Origin of the sequence: Streptomyces sp. Isolate_45, from assembly GCF_024721315.2 — a bacterium.
Lineage (GTDB): Bacteria > Actinomycetota > Actinomycetes > Streptomycetales > Streptomycetaceae > Streptomyces.
Genome location: NZ_JANFAK020000197.1, coordinates 1 through 13,540 on the forward strand (window position 1 = coordinate 1; position 13,540 = coordinate 13,540).

Annotated in this window: 16 protein-coding genes and 1 pseudogene; 9 read left to right on the forward strand and 8 right to left on the reverse strand. The window is 71.3% G+C overall.

Translation table 11 applies throughout. The features are described from left to right. Positions 1-88: 88 nt before the first annotated feature. Positions 89-318 (forward strand): annotated as a pseudogene (locus tag NOD94_RS35985) (GlsB/YeaQ/YmgE family stress response membrane protein); the annotation flags it as partial. 28 nt (positions 319-346) lie between these two features. Then, positions 347-646 carry a hypothetical protein gene (locus tag NOD94_RS35990; RefSeq protein ID WP_281210437.1) on the forward strand — a complete coding sequence of 100 codons (300 nt, stop codon included), beginning with the start codon at positions 347-349 and terminating at the stop codon, positions 644-646. Positions 647-702: 56 nt separating this feature from the next. Here NOD94_RS35990 and NOD94_RS35995 read toward each other — a convergent pair whose 3' ends face one another. Further along, the gene (locus NOD94_RS35995) at positions 703-1,146 is read right to left on the reverse strand and encodes a hypothetical protein (protein WP_281210438.1); all 444 of its coding nucleotides are present in this window, start codon (positions 1,144-1,146) and stop codon (positions 703-705) included. A 217-nt stretch (positions 1,147-1,363) separates the two neighbouring features. Here NOD94_RS35995 and NOD94_RS36000 point away from each other — a divergent pair, with 217 nt between their 5' ends. Continuing rightward, entirely contained in the window at positions 1,364-1,747 is a 384-nt protein-coding gene (locus NOD94_RS36000; RefSeq protein ID WP_281210439.1) for a hypothetical protein, read from the forward strand. Positions 1,748-1,823: 76 nt separating this feature from the next. On the opposite strand, the gene NOD94_RS36005 is transcribed toward NOD94_RS36000, so the two are convergent. Continuing rightward, positions 1,824-2,984, reverse strand: a complete 1,161-nt coding sequence (locus NOD94_RS36005) for an MFS transporter (protein WP_281210451.1) — start codon at positions 2,982-2,984, stop codon at positions 1,824-1,826. A 241-nt stretch (positions 2,985-3,225) separates the two neighbouring features. Between NOD94_RS36005 and NOD94_RS36010 the strand changes: the two genes are divergently transcribed. Together NOD94_RS36010 and NOD94_RS36015 are read left to right on the forward strand one after the other, a co-directional pair. After that, positions 3,226-4,017: a metalloregulator ArsR/SmtB family transcription factor gene (locus NOD94_RS36010; RefSeq protein ID WP_281210452.1), complete on the forward strand. Its 792-nt coding sequence runs from the start codon at positions 3,226-3,228 to the stop codon at positions 4,015-4,017. A 113-nt stretch (positions 4,018-4,130) separates the two neighbouring features. Then, on the forward strand, positions 4,131-4,670 hold the full coding sequence (locus NOD94_RS36015) for a putative immunity protein (RefSeq protein WP_281210440.1): 540 nt from the start codon (positions 4,131-4,133) through the stop codon (positions 4,668-4,670). A gap of 43 nt (positions 4,671-4,713) precedes the next feature. Here the strand turns inward: NOD94_RS36015 and NOD94_RS36020 are convergent, their stop codons facing one another. Beyond that, positions 4,714-5,376, reverse strand: a complete 663-nt coding sequence (locus tag NOD94_RS36020; RefSeq protein ID WP_281210441.1) for a GAP family protein — start codon at positions 5,374-5,376, stop codon at positions 4,714-4,716. A gap of 236 nt (positions 5,377-5,612) precedes the next feature. Between NOD94_RS36020 and NOD94_RS36025 the strand changes: the two genes are divergently transcribed. Together NOD94_RS36025 and NOD94_RS36030 are read left to right on the forward strand one after the other, a co-directional pair. After that, complete coding sequence (locus NOD94_RS36025) at positions 5,613-6,224, forward strand: DUF308 domain-containing protein (protein ID WP_281210442.1); 612 nt, start codon at positions 5,613-5,615, stop codon at positions 6,222-6,224. 47 nt (positions 6,225-6,271) lie between these two features. Further along, positions 6,272-7,777 carry a cryptochrome/photolyase family protein gene (locus NOD94_RS36030; RefSeq protein WP_281210443.1) on the forward strand — a complete coding sequence of 502 codons (1,506 nt, stop codon included), beginning with the start codon at positions 6,272-6,274 and terminating at the stop codon, positions 7,775-7,777. Between the two features lie 30 nt (positions 7,778-7,807). Here the strand turns inward: NOD94_RS36030 and NOD94_RS36035 are convergent, their stop codons facing one another. Together NOD94_RS36035 and NOD94_RS36040 are read right to left on the reverse strand one after the other, a co-directional pair. Then, the gene (locus NOD94_RS36035) at positions 7,808-8,143 is read right to left on the reverse strand and encodes a hypothetical protein (protein WP_281210444.1); all 336 of its coding nucleotides are present in this window, start codon (positions 8,141-8,143) and stop codon (positions 7,808-7,810) included. A 236-nt stretch (positions 8,144-8,379) separates the two neighbouring features. After that, entirely contained in the window at positions 8,380-9,033 is a 654-nt protein-coding gene (locus NOD94_RS36040) for a hypothetical protein (protein WP_281210445.1), read from the reverse strand. A gap of 333 nt (positions 9,034-9,366) precedes the next feature. Between NOD94_RS36040 and NOD94_RS36045 the strand changes: the two genes are divergently transcribed. After that, entirely contained in the window at positions 9,367-9,714 is a 348-nt protein-coding gene (locus NOD94_RS36045) for a VOC family protein (protein WP_281210446.1), read from the forward strand. Between the two features lie 106 nt (positions 9,715-9,820). Here the strand turns inward: NOD94_RS36045 and NOD94_RS36050 are convergent, their stop codons facing one another. Beyond that, positions 9,821-11,938: an MMPL family transporter gene (locus tag NOD94_RS36050; protein ID WP_281210447.1), complete on the reverse strand. Its 2,118-nt coding sequence runs from the start codon at positions 11,936-11,938 to the stop codon at positions 9,821-9,823. Between the two features lie 66 nt (positions 11,939-12,004). Between NOD94_RS36050 and NOD94_RS36055 the strand changes: the two genes are divergently transcribed. Beyond that, positions 12,005-12,499, forward strand: coding sequence for a MarR family transcriptional regulator (locus NOD94_RS36055; protein ID WP_281210448.1), 495 nt, complete (start codon positions 12,005-12,007; stop codon positions 12,497-12,499). A gap of 19 nt (positions 12,500-12,518) precedes the next feature. Here NOD94_RS36055 and NOD94_RS36060 read toward each other — a convergent pair whose 3' ends face one another. Both NOD94_RS36060 and NOD94_RS36065 read right to left on the reverse strand, forming a co-directional pair. Next, positions 12,519-12,704, reverse strand: a complete 186-nt coding sequence (locus tag NOD94_RS36060; RefSeq protein WP_281210449.1) for a DUF6480 family protein — start codon at positions 12,702-12,704, stop codon at positions 12,519-12,521. 52 nt (positions 12,705-12,756) lie between these two features. Beyond that, complete coding sequence (locus NOD94_RS36065; protein ID WP_281210450.1) at positions 12,757-13,293, reverse strand: DUF4383 domain-containing protein; 537 nt, start codon at positions 13,291-13,293, stop codon at positions 12,757-12,759. Between the last annotated feature and the right edge of the window lie 247 nt (positions 13,294-13,540).

Genomic DNA, 13,540 nt, shown 5'->3' on the forward strand with positions numbered 1-13,540 from the left:
GGCATCCGCCGCCCGCCCGCCGCGCGCGACCATCGATGCGGGCCCTGCCCGGCGGTCCGTGCGCGCGGGCCGCGGCAACGGCATCGGCATCGGCATCGCGGGCGGCCTGCTCGGCGGTTGGCTCGGCAAGGCCATATTCGGCGTCGAGTCCATCGGCTTCTTCCACCTGTCCACCTGTCCACCTGGATCGCCGCCATCGTCGGCTCCGTCATCCTCCTGATCGTCCACCGCCTCATCCCCGGCAGCCGTCCATCCCTCGTCCGGATCTTGAACCGCGGAAATGTGGGAACGGTGACAGGAGACATCGATTCTCCGTAAGCTGCCGCCGCACAAGGAGCTGCCCCCCATGAGCACCACCCCGGCCCGGCTCGCCCGCCAGTCGCCCCAGTCATCCGCCCCCATATCCGCCGCCCTGCCCTACTCGTGGGGGTTCGACGCCATGCTGGACGCCGTGCACGAGACGCACCGCCGCTTCCGGCACGGCGCGTACGCCGTGCCGTGCCCGGACTGCCACGCACCGGCCGGCGAACTGTGCCTGGCGCGACGGAGCGTGCACTCCGCACGCAGGCAGGCCCACCGGGACCGGCCGGCCCGGAACGCGCAGACGCCGGTCACGGCAGCGGTGGTCAGCCTCCGCTCCTACTGATCGCTCGCAGGGACCGTGACCGCTCCGGCCCCGCGTTCCGCCGCGCGGGCCTCCGATCAGGAGGTGGGGGGTGTCGCGGTGTGGTCCGGATGGCCGGGAGTGCGACGCACCGTCTTGAGGTGGGCCTCCATGAGGTGGTCGCGTCCGCCGGCGAGCTCTTCGACGATGTCACGTTCCACGGCGGCGAAGGGCCGGTAGTAGGTGGAGTTGTAGGCCTCGACGATCTGGAACGTCCAGTGGCCCGGGATCACGTTGCGGCCCACGATCTCCCGCTCCACGCGCCGGGCGTGCTCCTCGTGACCCGCCTCGCGCAGCAGCCGGACCGCGTCGCCGAGTTCGAAGTCCGCCGTCCCCGTCAGCTGGTGGAAGCCGTAGAGGTGGCCACGGGCCCGCTCCGTGGTCTCCAGAGCCTTGGAAAGCGCGCCCAGGGCGCGCACCGTCTCCTCGTCGACGCCATCGGGTACCTGGTGTGCCGGGTCCATCCCGCGATTGCTGTCCATGAGGGATGTTCTGCCCGAGGAGCGCTTCGCCGTGCGGCCCGTTGGACCGAGCGGCCTAAGGACCGCCGTACCGGACGTTCGGTCCGAGGGGCGTGCGGACCGATTTCACGCCTGCCTGGGTCCGGTTTCGGTCTGTACTGGGACGTAACCGGGGCGGTCCTCCCCGACCGTTGTTCAATGCGCAAGTACAGGCGGAGACCGAGACGGGAAACGGCCGATGGCCTTATGGGTGCAGCAGCGCCACCAGGACCTCCACGAACACGCTTTGGACCACCTCCACGCACTCCACCGCTTCGCCGGGCTCGATGATGCGGCCGCCCGCTTCTGCTGGCACCCCGACCAGGCCCACCGGGCGGCGGCGCAGGGCCTCGTCTACCCGATCGACGGCCTCGACCACACCATCGTCCTCCACCCCGGCGCTCCGCCGGCCGCAGCGATCCGCGCCGCCGACCGGCCCTGGACGCTCATGCTCCACCACCACGGCCTGACCGCCCACCACGCCTTCGACGCGTCCACGACGCCGGAGGCGTTCGCGCGGATCGTCACGACCCTCGACCGCACGTTCCACGACCAACAGGCCGACTGCCCGGCCGGTTCGTAGCCGATCCGCCGCCGGATCCCGCGGGACAGCGGGATCCGGCGGCGGATCCGAGCGGCACGCCGGTCGGTGGCGCGGCTCACGGGCTCGCGCGCAGGGTGCGCATGCGGCCGTACGCGTACACGCATCCGGCGAGGGCGAGGTCGGACAGCAGCATGAAGCCGATCGAGTACGAGCCCTTGGCGCTGTAGATGGCGCCCATCAGCAGCGGTGGCACGAATCCGCCGAGGCCGCCGACGGCGCCGACGATGCCGGTGACGCTCCCCACCTGCGATTGCGGGGTGACCTGGGAGACCAGCGCGAAGACGCTGCCGCCGGCAGTGCCGAGTCCGGCCGCCATCAGCAGCAGGGCGACGGTCCCGTAGGGGTCGAGCGGCGGGTCGAAGGCCTGCACCACGGCGAACAGCGCGACGACCGCCAGGGCGGCGGCGGTGACGAGTGCCGGGTGGAACCGGTCCGACAGACGGCCACCGATGGGACGGAAGACGACGGTGACCAGGGCGAAGCCGGCCGCCTTGGTACCGGCGTCGGTAGGGGTCAGCTCGTACCAGGTCTTCAGGTAGGTCGGCAGGTAGACGCCGAACGCCACTACTCCCCCGAACCCGATCGCGTACAGGGACGAGAGCTCCCACGTGACCCTCAGTCTTCCGGCCTGCTGGAGCCGGGAGGTCACGGAGCCGGTGGGCACCGGGCGCCCGGGCCGGTCGGTGATCAGGATCGCGGCGAGCACCGCGTACACCGCGAGTGCGGCGGCGACCACGACGAAGGGCAGGTTCTCGCCGTGCGCGGCGATGCGCGGGGTGAAGTAGCCCGAGAGGGCCACGCCTCCGGTGCCCATGCCGAACACGCCGAGCGCGAACCCGCGCCGCCCGGGCGGGAACCAGGAGTTGACCAGGGGAACACCGATCGCGAACGTGGTGCCGCCCAGGCCGAGCAGGAGGGCGACCACCAGGAGCAGCGCGTAGTCGTCCTTGACGGGGATCAGCAGGAGCACGGGCACGATGGTGAGCGCGGACACCAGCGGGAACATCAGCCGGGCGCCGTAGCGGTCGGTGAGGGCACCTGCGGGGATGCGTCCCAAGGATCCGACCAGGACCGGGATCGCGACGAGCAGGGCCTGCTGGAAGGAGCTGAGGCCCAGCCGGTCCTTGTACCCGGCGGCCAGCGGAGCGATCAGATCCCACGCCCAGAACGTGAGCCCGAAGCCCACCGTCGCCATGATCAGGTTTCGGTACGCCATGACGGAAGGCCGCTGGTCGCTGTCCACGACCCCAGTCAAGACAGCACGGTCCTCCCCGGCACGTCGAACGCCGCCGTACAGGTCTGCCGCGCCGCGAAGGCACGACGGCCGGCGCGGGGCGGGCGGTCCGGGGCGGCCGGCGGCGCGCCGGTGCCGGGCCGAGCGCCGCGACCGGCCGGGGCGGGTCGAGATTGACATGCAGGCATTTGCCTGCATGATTGAACGCATGAGCGGCGACGACATGGACCGGGTCTTCAAGGCCCTGGCCGATCCGACCAGACGTCTCCTGCTGGACAGGCTGCGGGAGAACGACGGCCAGACCCTGGGCGAGCTGTGCGAGTGCGTACGGATGGCCCGGCAGTCACTGACCCAGCACCTGGGAGTGCTGGAGGCCGCACACCTCGTCAGCACGGTCCGCCGGGGCCGGGAGAAATTGCACTACCTCAACCCGGTGCCCATCCACGAGATCCAAGAACGCTGGATCAGCGGCTTCGACCGGCCACGCCTCGACGCGCTGGGCGCCCTGAAACAGAGAGCGGAATCCCTCATGAACGCGAACACCGACCCTGACACCAACACCGCCACCGATCCCCACCCGGAATTCGTCCACACCACCTACATCGCCGCCACCCCGGAACTGGTGTGGCAGTGCCTGATGGACCCGGAGGCGACGGCCGCCTACTGGGGTCACCACAACGTCTCCGACTGGCAGCCCGGCTCACCCTGGGCGCACCGGCGCCTTGACGACTCCGGCATCGACGACGTCGTGGGCACCGTCGTCGAGACCGACCCGCCCCGCCGACTCGTCCTGACCTGGGCCGAGCCCGGTGAGGAGCGCCCCGGCGGCGCCTCCCGGGTGACCTTCGACCTCAAGCCGTACGGCGAGGCGGTCCAGCTCACCGTCACCCACGTCAACCTGCGGGACGAGCAGGAACACCGTCGGATTTCCGGTGGCTGGAGCTTCGTGCTGGCCAACCTCAAGACCTACATCGAGACCGGCAGGACACTGCCCGTCCCGGCCTGGCGCCCTTGAGACGAGAGCGCGGCCCCGTTCGGGCCCGCCACCCCGCCCGCGCCGAGATCGGCGCGGGCGGGGTGGTCGCAATTCCGGGGACGGCGTGCGTCACGGGTGGAAGGATCGGGACCATGACAACGGCATCCGGTGATTTCGAACTGACCATGGACGAGCTGCGCGTCGTGACGCGCTACGCGGCGCAGAGCGCGCAGGAGGTCCTTGCCGTCTTCGAGGCGGCCGTTCCCGGTGATTCCCGTCCCCGCGCCGCCGTCGAGGCCGCCTGGGAGTTCGCCAACGGTGCGAAGAGGAGCAACCTGCAACGCGTCACGTCGCTGGAGGCCCACCGGGCCGCGAAGGAGGCGGAGGCGGAAACCGCGCTCCTCGCGGCGCGGTCCGCCGGTGACGCGGCGGCCGCCGCGTACCTGCACCCGATCGCGCGGGCCACCCAGGTGGGCCACATCCTGCGCGCCGCGGCGACCGCCACCCGTGTCGCCGAGTTGAACGCGGGCGACGACCCCGCCGTCGGGGAGATGCTGATCGAGCAGGCTCGGCAACGCGCCACACCCACGCTGATCTCCGTGCTGTGCCGGTATCCCCCCGCCCCGACCGGCCGGAATCGAGTGGCGCAGCTCATGTCCGCCCTGGACGCCTCGCTCCGCGCCTCGCGTTGACGCGGCGGTCCGGCGCCGGTCAGCCGGTCAGCCGGTCAGCCGGTCAGCCGGTCAGCTGGTAGAGGCTCCTGCCGACGAGCCACAGTCCCAGCAGGAGGCAGATCACGACGATCGCCGGCTCCTTGTGGTGTTCGAGCCACCCGCGCAGGCGCAGCAGCGCGTGCTGGGCCCTCTCCGGCGAGAACACCACGTACAGCTCCATGGCGATCAGGGTGGAGGTGGCCAGAACGCAGAAGGCGGTGAGGGACAGGAAGGACTGGGCGTGGGAGAGGTCGGCCTGGACGACCGTGGCGGCAGCGGCGGCGACCATCCCCCAGGGCTGGAGGAGGACCGCCAGGGCGGCCGCGGACCATCCGCTGACGTCGTCCATGCGGGACCTCATGGACGGCCCGGCGGCCGCCTGCGCGGAGGTGTCCGCAGCGCTGCCGCGGCGACGCCGGTGCCCGCCGTAAACGACCAGGCCGACACCTATGAGCAGGGTGGCGACGAGCGCCGCGACGGAAGGCGGTGAGCGCGGCGGTGGCGGCTGTCCGTCGGTGAACAGCAGGACGACAGCCATCACGGCCACGAGGCACGCCAGCCAGGCGAGGATGAACGCCAGGCCCGTCCACACCCCCCGAGGAGCGGACACCACCAGCACGAAGGCCATGATGGGCAGCGGGAACAGCGTGACCGCGAGTGCGATGAGGAGCAGGTCCAGCACCATGGCAGCACACCCGTGGGGTCGGGCGGCCCTCGTGGCCCGGCCGCGTTCCGCGGCGGGGACGAGGGCGGCGGTGATGCCTTCATCGTCGACTTTCCGGTCGGGGCCCGCCAGGCGAACGTCCCTCCGCCGGTCGGCGAGCCGTCCCGGCACGGCCTAATATGAACTGCACGATCGAACGCGGGATTTCCGGCGGCTCCACATGCCCCTGCGAACCGTCGGCCCGCCCGGGAGGCGTGATGACCGGATCCCCCGACACGGCCCCGCAGTACACGCACGGTGACCCCGAGGACTTCCTGAAACAGCTCGGCGGCTCGTGGCGCTGGGCACTCGGCTTCGCCCTGGCGACCCTGATCCCCGGCATCCTGGTACTCGTCTGGCCCGACGGGACGCTGCACGTCCTGGCCGTGATCATCGGGCTGCAACTCCTGGTGGCGGGCGGCTTCCGGTTCGTGACCGCCTTCTCCCGGGACAGTGACCGGGGCGGCAGCAGACTGGCGAGCGTCCTGATCGCCCTGCTGGCGTTCCTGGCGGGCGTCCTGGTCCTGCGGCACCCGATGCAGACCATCGGCGCGCTGTCCCTGATCGTCGGGGTGTTCTGGTTGATGACCGGCGTCCTGACCGTGTACGTGGCCATCGCCGATCGCGGTCTGGTCCACCGCGGCATGCTCCTCGCCCTGGGCGCACTCGGTGCCGTCGCCGGGATCGTCGTGCTCTGCTTCCCGGTGAACTCCGCGATCGCCCTGACGCGGCTTCTGGGACTGTGGCTCGTCCTGCTCGGTGTGTTCGAAGTGGTGATGGCGTTCGCGCTGCGTTCCGCCACCCGCCGGACCCTGGATGGGGCCCGGTAGGCCGTGTCGGCCGACGGCGGAGCGGTCGTCGTTGCTTGGATGGCGGCATGAGCCCCGTGCACTGGCTGTTCGGCGACCAGCTCGGCCCGCACTTCACCGCCACGGCCGCCGGCGGGACGCCGAGGAACACCCGGTGGCTCCTGATCGAGTCCAAGGCCGTCTTCCGGCGGCGGCGCTTCCACCGGGCAAAGGCCCACCTGATGCTCAGTGCCATGCGGCACCGGGCAGCCGACCTCGGCGGGAGCGCGCTGTACGTCACGGCGGAGACCTACCGGGAGGGCCTGGCGCGGGCAGCGGGCACGGATCCCGTTTCCGTGCACCATCCGACCACGCGCGCCGCCCTCGCCCTGGTGACCTCGTTGCCGCGGGTCACGGTCCATCCTGCCCGCGGGTACGTGGTCAGCCACCGGGAGTTCGCCGAATGGGTCGCGCGGCAGAAGGGCCGACGGCTGCTCCAGGAGAGCTTCTACGAGAACACCCGCCGCGCCCACGACATCCTGATGGACGGCGACCGGCCGGCGGGCGGCCGTTGGAACCTGGACCACGAGAACCGCGAGCCGCCGCCCCGGGGCCTGGACACCCTCGGCGCGCCGGCCCCGTACCGGCCGCGTGAGGACGAGATCGACGAGGAGGTCCGGCGGGACCTGGACCGCTGGGAACGGGAAGAGGGAATCGCCTTCGTGGGCCGCGACGGCCCCCGTCTGTTCCCCGCGAGCCGTCGCGAGGCCCTGGCCGCGCTGGACCACTTCGTCACCCACCGTCTCGCGGGCTTCGGGGCCCATGAGGACGCCATGCTGGCCGGCGACCCCGTGATGAGCCACAGCCTGCTGTCCTCCTCCCTCAACCTCGGCCTTCTCGACCCGTGGGAGTGCGTGACCCGGGCCGAGGACGCCTGGCGGGCCGGGCGCGTCCCGCTGAACAGCGCCGAGGGGTTCATCAGGCAGGTGTGCGGCTGGCGCGAGTACGTGTGGCACCTCTACTGGCACCTGGGCGAGGAGTACCGGCACCGCAACGCCCTGCGGCACACCGCACCGGTTCCCCCGTGGTTCCAGGAACTGGACGCGGACGCCGTGGGGGCCCGCTGCCTGTCGACCGTGCTCGCGCAGGTCCGGGACTCGGGCTGGACGCACCACATCCCGCGGCTGATGGTCCTCGGCAGCTTCGCCCTGCAGCGGGGCTGGAACCCGGCCGAGGTGACGGACTGGTTCCACCGGTCCTTCGTGGACGGCTACGACTGGGTCATGCTGCCGAACGTGGTGGGCATGTCCCAGTACGGGGACGGTGGGCTGATGACCACCAAGCCCTACACGTCGGGCGGGGCCTACATCCACCGGATGAGCGACCTGTGCGGCGGCTGCCGGTACCGGCCCACCGACCGTACCGGTGAACGCGCCTGCCCCTACACCGTCGGCTATTGGAGCTTCCTGGACCGGCACCGTGCACGGTTGGAGGGAAACCCTCGCATGGCTCGGGCCGTGAGCGGACTGGACCGGCTCGGCGACGTGGAGCAGCTCGTCCGCGCACACCGCGACGCGGGCGCCGCACCGCCCTGAGGGCCCCGGGCGACCGTCGGTTGCCCCGGGTCACTCGGGATGGGCCACGGCGTCCCTCTGCAGTTCCGCCGCCGCGAGCAGGCTCAGCTGCGGTTCCGCCCGGCGCAGCGCCTTCACGGCGGAGGCGGAGTCGACGTCCCCGGTGTAGCCGACGGCGGCCAGTCGGGAGCGGACCCAACGGGCGCGCAGCTGCGGGTCGGTGTCGTCGGCGTAGGACCCGACGAGTGCGACGGCCCGTTCCAGGCCCGCGCGTTCCTCGGGTGCGGCCTCGGCCAGGGCCTGCCGAAGGGCCGACGCGACCGTGTCCGCGTCCCGGATGAGCAGCACGAAGTTGTGCTTGGTGTTCTGTCCCAGGAATCCAGTCATGTCGGCCATCGTGGCCGTCGTTTCGCTTGAGCGGCAAGGGACTTGAGGATCCGCAGAGGTTCGCCCGATCGGTGACGGCTCGATCGCGTCGGGCGACTCGTCGGCGGTCGCCCACATGTCCGCGGTCGCCGGGAAGCCGTCGGCCGACGACCGGGCCGTCCTTCCGCGCCGCGGAACCGACCGCCCCGACCGCCCCGACCGCCCCGACCCGCATGATCGGCGCCGTGCGGCCCGACTCAGCGGCGCAGGGCTCCGCGCAGGGTGATGCCGTGGCGCACGCGCAGGCGCCGCAGTTCCCACATCGCGACGACGGTGACGGACAGAGGTCCTCCCAGCAGGAATGCCATCCGCACACCGAGCGGCACGCCGTCGTAGGCATCACGGAACAGGTCGAACAGGGCGACTTCCCACACCAGGAGCATCGCGAGCAGGGGCGGCAGAGTCTCGTGGAGATCCGCCGTGCGAAACACGTGGACCAGCGACTGTGCGATCCCGTAGAGCACGAACGGTGCCAGCCACAGCAGGAAGGCGCCGAGGGCGAACAGCAGGGCCACTCGTCCGGTGGAGGCCGTCCAGTCCGTCTCCTCGTCCACGTACCCGAGCCCCGTGATCAACCGCGGCACCGCCAACGCGACGGTGAGCGCGAGCAGTGCCCCGATGGGTTTGCCGGCCCGGCGCAGGAACAGCCGTCGGTGGGGCGGGCGGGCCGCGAGGACGAAGGCGGCGACCGCGACCGGGAAGGTCACCGCCAGCACGATCAGCGTGGTACGGATCTGCCCGAAGCGATCGTCCACCACCGCGTCGGCGTCCGCCGCCAGGTCGTAGGACAACAGCATCCACGTCACCGCGACGAGCCCGAGGACCGTCCGCAGGACCTGGGCCCGTTTCACCGCCGGATCGTGCACGCGGTCGGGCCTCGACGGCGTGAACACCGCACGTGCCACCGCGATCGGATTGAACAGGCCCCCGAACGTCAACCGCCGCCGCCCATCCGGCGCTTGTCCTGCTCCGTACGGGTTCCATGGCGTCTCGCCACCGCCCCCACCCACGCTCATCCTGACGCCCCCGTTTCGCCACGTCCAACCGACGCCACGGGAGAGCATAGGGCTGGGCGGCGCGTTCGGGCCGCCCTACCCGGACACGGGGTGGAAAGCGGGTGCGTCGAGGGGCGCGGCGTAGTACTGCTGGAAGGCCCGAAGTCGTCTGTTCCCCTTGGAGTATCGATGGCCGTTCGCCGTGTCGTGCCCAATGTCCGGTCGGAAGCCGTGCGCGAGAGCCGGGAGTTCTACGGCCTGCTCGGCTTCGAGGAAGTCATGAACCACGGCTGGATCATGACGCTCGCCTCCCCGTCGGCCCCGGCCGCGCAGGTCAGCTTCATGGCCGACGACAAGACCGCGCCGGTCGTCCCCGACATGAGTGTCGAGGTCGACGATGTGGACGCGGCCTACGCGCTCGTACGGGACGGCGGCGCGGAGATCGTCCACCCGCTGCAGGACGAGGAGTGGGGCGTGCGCCGGTTCTTCGTCCGCGACCCCAACGGCCTGGTGATCAACGTACTGGGTCACCGCTGACGCCCTTGTCCACCGGGCCGATCACCGCCGGCCCCTCGCTCTCGCCCGGGGCCGGCGGCGCCCCCGCCGTCCAGTGATCGACCGGTCGGCGTCCGGTGGCACGGCCCTACGTACGCGGGGCCTCGCCGACGGTCTTGTGACGCTCCTCCCGGGCGAGGGCGCTGGGCCACCAGCTCCTCGGCCCGATGTCGATCACGAGGGCGGGAACGAGGAGCGACCGGACGACGAGGGTGTCGAGGAGGACACCGAAGGCGACGATGAAGGCGATCTGGAACAGGAAGGCGAGCGGGATGACCATGAGGGCGGCGAAGGTGGCGGCGAGGACCACGCCGGCCGAGGTGATGACGCCGCCGGTGGTGGTCAGGCCGCGCAACACCCCCTCACGGACGCCGTGGGTGAGGGTCTCCTCCCGGACGCGGGACATGAGGAAGATGTTGTAGTCGACGCCGAGGGCGACGAGGAACACGAATCCGTACAGGGGGACGGAGGCGTCCGTGCCGCTGAACCCGAGCAGGTGCTGGAAGACCAGGGCGGAGACACCGAGGGTGGCCATGAAGTTGAGGGCCACGGTGGCCACGAGCAGGACGGGGACCAGGACTGAGCGCAGGAGCAGGACGAGGATGAGCAGGATGATGGCGAGGACGACGGGGACGATGACGGTCCGGTCGCGGGCCGCCGTCCGTTCGGTGTCGTACTGCTGGGCGGTGTAGCCGCCCACCAGGGCGTCGGCTCCGGGTACGGCGTGGACGCGGCCGCGGAGTTCGGCGACGGTGTTCTTGGCGGCGTCGCTGTCGGCGGCCGCGGTGAGCGTGGCGTCGATGCGGATCCTGCCGTCGACGACCAGGGGCTCGCCTCCGCCGCCGGGTCGGCCCGGGGCGGTGACGGGCGCGGCGGAGGCGACTCCGTCGGTCGCCCGGGCCGCCGCCTCCACTTCCTCGGCCTTGGCCGCGTCCGCGATGATCACCGCGGGCTGGCCCGATCCGCCGGGGAAGTGTCGGCCGAGGGCCTCCTGGGCGGCGACGGAGGGTGCGTCCTTGACGAAGATCTCGTCGAGGGGAACGCCCCGGGAGGTGAGCGTCGGCGCGAAGGCGGCCAGGACGACCAGGAGCAGGGTCGTCGAAACCCAGACGCGGCGCGGAGCCCGGTCGATGAGGCCCGCGACGCGTCGCCAGAGCCGGTGGCCCTCCGTGGTGGCGTCGGCAGGCTTCGGCGTGGCCGGCCAGAACGCGGCGCGGCCGAGGAGGACCAGGGCGGCGGGCAGGAACGTCAGCGTGGACAGGACCGCGCAGACAATGCCGATCGCGCCGACCGGCCCCAGGGCCCTGTTGTTCGTCAGGTCGCTCGCCAGGAGGGCGAGCAGGCCGAGGGCCACGGTGGCGCCACTGGCGGTGATCGCGCCGGCCGAGCGTCGTACCGACGCCACGGCCGCGGCCACGCGGTCGTCGCGGGCGGCGAGTTCCTCCCGGAAGCGGGCGGCCAGCAGCAGCGCGTAGTCGGTCGCGGCCCCGATGACCAGGATCGAGAGGATGCCCTGGACCTGGCCGTCGACCCGAACGACTCCGTGGTCCGCCAGGGCGTAGACGACCGCGCAGGCGAGCCCGAGGGCGAACACGGCGCTGATGATGATCACGATGGGCAGTAGCAGGCTTCGGTAGACGAGCAGCAGGATCAGCAGCACCGCGCCCAGCGCGACGCCCAACAGCAGCCCGTCGATGCCGGCGAAGGCGTCCGCGAGGTCGGCCTGGGTGGCAGCCGGTCCGGCGATGCTCGCGCTCAGCCCGGGTACGGTCCTGGCGGCCGCTCGGACGTCGTCCAGGACCGCGGGCAACTCATCACCGAGGTCGGGGGCCAGGGGCACCACCGCCTGCAGGGCCCGGCCGTCGTCGGAGCGCAGGGCCGGGGACGGCGCGGAGACGACGCCCTGCCGCCCCGCGAGGGCGGCGACGGCCCGGCCCGCTTCCTGCTGCTGAGCATCGGTGACGGGCCCTCCCCCGGGAGCCTGCCAGATGACGATCGCGGGCACCGACTCTGAGCGCTCGAAGTCCCTGCGCGCTTCGACCACCTTGGTGGACTCGGCGCTCCGCGGCAGGAAGGCGGCCTGGTCGTTCGTGGCCACCTCGCCGAGCTTGCCCGCGTACGGGCCGAGCGTTCCGCCGATGCCGAGCCAGATCACCAGCAGCACGACGGGTACCAGCCAACGGGCCCATCGCGGTGTGTGCTTCATGAAGGTTCTCCCCGGGTTACTCAATGAGTAAGTATCTCAATCATCGAGAGATCATATGCTGGTGCCATGCGAAGCGCTGACACGCCCCTGCCCGTACTTCCGTGCGACGACCCGATCGGATTGCAGTCCTTCGCCGTGCTGCTGCGCGGGATGAACGCGGAGTTCAACCGCATCGCCCAGGAGTTCGCCCACGCCCAGGGGTTGCACCTGACCGACGTGCAGGCGCTCATCGCGGTGCTCGACGCCGAACACGAGGAGGACGCCGGACCGATGACGCCCGGGCGTCTTGCCACGCGGATGAACCTGACGTCCGGGGCGGTGACCGCGTGCCTCGACCGGCTGGAGAAGGCGGGTCACGTCCGCAGGGTGCGCGCGGCCGACGACCGGCGCGTGGTGCACGTGCACTACGCGCAGGCGGGCCGGGAGGCGGCGCGCGAATACTTCCGCCCGCTGGCCACGTCCACCGATGCCGTCCGGGCCCGTTTCGACGCCGCGGAACTGCACGTGGTGGTGCGCTTCCTTGCCGAGATGAACCGCAACCTCGCCCTCGTCCGGCGCTGAACGCGGGTCGTCGCGGCGGTCACCAACCCCAGACGCGGGCGATGAAGAACCCGGCGACCATCAGGGCCCCGATCACGATGAGGAGCACGAACACCCCCGGGTGCTCCCACAGTCCCCCGTCCGCGCGCTCGGGGTGCGCGGACGCGGTCGAACCCTCGGCGGGCGGCGTCTCGCCCGGCGGCACTCCGGATGTGGATGTGGACATGGTTTCCTCCGCCTCTCGGCTGATCACGGGGCCTCGGGCGCCCGCCGGAGCCTCACCGACCGGGCAGGTGGGCGTCGAGGGCCGTGAGAGCCGTCCGGGGCTCCCGACCGGCTCCGGGACCGGCGGCCCGACCGGGGTGGCGCTTCTGCCAGTAGGGGTTGTCGTGGGGCAGGCCGCCGCTGACCCGGCCGTACATGCCGAAGGTCATGACCAGTAGGCCCATCAGGAAGCTGAAGATCACGTTCGACATCCCGAAGTCAAGGATGTTGCCCGGCCGCCCGAGAAGGAACAGGTGGACGAATCCGCTCACCACGAACAGCACGCCGACGCCGATGTTGACGGTCGACGCGAAGTTCCCCCCGATCAGCGCGGCGACGAACAGCAGCAGCCCGACGAGCACCGAGATGGCGCTGAGCAGCCCGTTGGTGGACAGTCCGGCGACGCTTCGGCCCGCGGTGTCGAAGGCGGAAAGGCTGTCGGCGAAACCGAGGCAGCCGAAGACGAGCAGGAGGAGTCCGCACAGCGCGGCACCGATCCGGTGGACCCGGTTGAGGGGATGGTCGACCGGAAGTTCGTCTCGCAGGTCCATCAGCACTCCTACGGATCGTGACTCTGATCCCGAGGAAACCAGAGTGACGAAGCGAGTCGCATCAGGACAAGTTGCAGTGTTTGTGCATCGGATCGACACGCCCCCCGGGCGTCGCGAACAACAAACTCGCTCATGGACGGTGACGTTCGGTGAGTTTCGGGCGGCTCCGGGGTGAGCCGTCCCATAGGACCCACGTCACACACGAACCGGGATAGTAGCCGCCGGACGACCCGAAAGACCCCCGTGA

Coding starts and splice junctions, on each gene's coding strand:
- NOD94_RS35990 (WP_281210437.1), top strand. CDS start 347: ATGAGCACCACCCCGGCCCGGCTCGCCCGCCAGTCGCCCCAGTCATCC.
- NOD94_RS35995 (WP_281210438.1), bottom strand. CDS start 1,146: ATGGACAGCAATCGCGGGATGGACCCGGCACACCAGGTACCCGATGGC.
- NOD94_RS36000 (WP_281210439.1), top strand. CDS start 1,364: ATGGCCTTATGGGTGCAGCAGCGCCACCAGGACCTCCACGAACACGCT.
- NOD94_RS36005 (WP_281210451.1), bottom strand. CDS start 2,984: ATGGCGTACCGAAACCTGATCATGGCGACGGTGGGCTTCGGGCTCACG.
- NOD94_RS36010 (WP_281210452.1), top strand. CDS start 3,226: ATGGACCGGGTCTTCAAGGCCCTGGCCGATCCGACCAGACGTCTCCTG.
- NOD94_RS36015 (WP_281210440.1), top strand. CDS start 4,131: ATGACAACGGCATCCGGTGATTTCGAACTGACCATGGACGAGCTGCGC.
- NOD94_RS36020 (WP_281210441.1), bottom strand. CDS start 5,376: ATGGTGCTGGACCTGCTCCTCATCGCACTCGCGGTCACGCTGTTCCCG.
- NOD94_RS36025 (WP_281210442.1), top strand. CDS start 5,613: ATGACCGGATCCCCCGACACGGCCCCGCAGTACACGCACGGTGACCCC.
- NOD94_RS36030 (WP_281210443.1), top strand. CDS start 6,272: ATGAGCCCCGTGCACTGGCTGTTCGGCGACCAGCTCGGCCCGCACTTC.
- NOD94_RS36035 (WP_281210444.1), bottom strand. CDS start 8,143: ATGACTGGATTCCTGGGACAGAACACCAAGCACAACTTCGTGCTGCTC.
- NOD94_RS36045 (WP_281210446.1), top strand. CDS start 9,367: ATGGCCGTTCGCCGTGTCGTGCCCAATGTCCGGTCGGAAGCCGTGCGC.
- NOD94_RS36050 (WP_281210447.1), bottom strand. CDS start 11,938: ATGAAGCACACACCGCGATGGGCCCGTTGGCTGGTACCCGTCGTGCTG.
- NOD94_RS36055 (WP_281210448.1), top strand. CDS start 12,005: ATGCGAAGCGCTGACACGCCCCTGCCCGTACTTCCGTGCGACGACCCG.
- NOD94_RS36060 (WP_281210449.1), bottom strand. CDS start 12,704: ATGTCCACATCCACATCCGGAGTGCCGCCGGGCGAGACGCCGCCCGCC.
- NOD94_RS36065 (WP_281210450.1), bottom strand. CDS start 13,293: ATGGACCTGCGAGACGAACTTCCGGTCGACCATCCCCTCAACCGGGTC.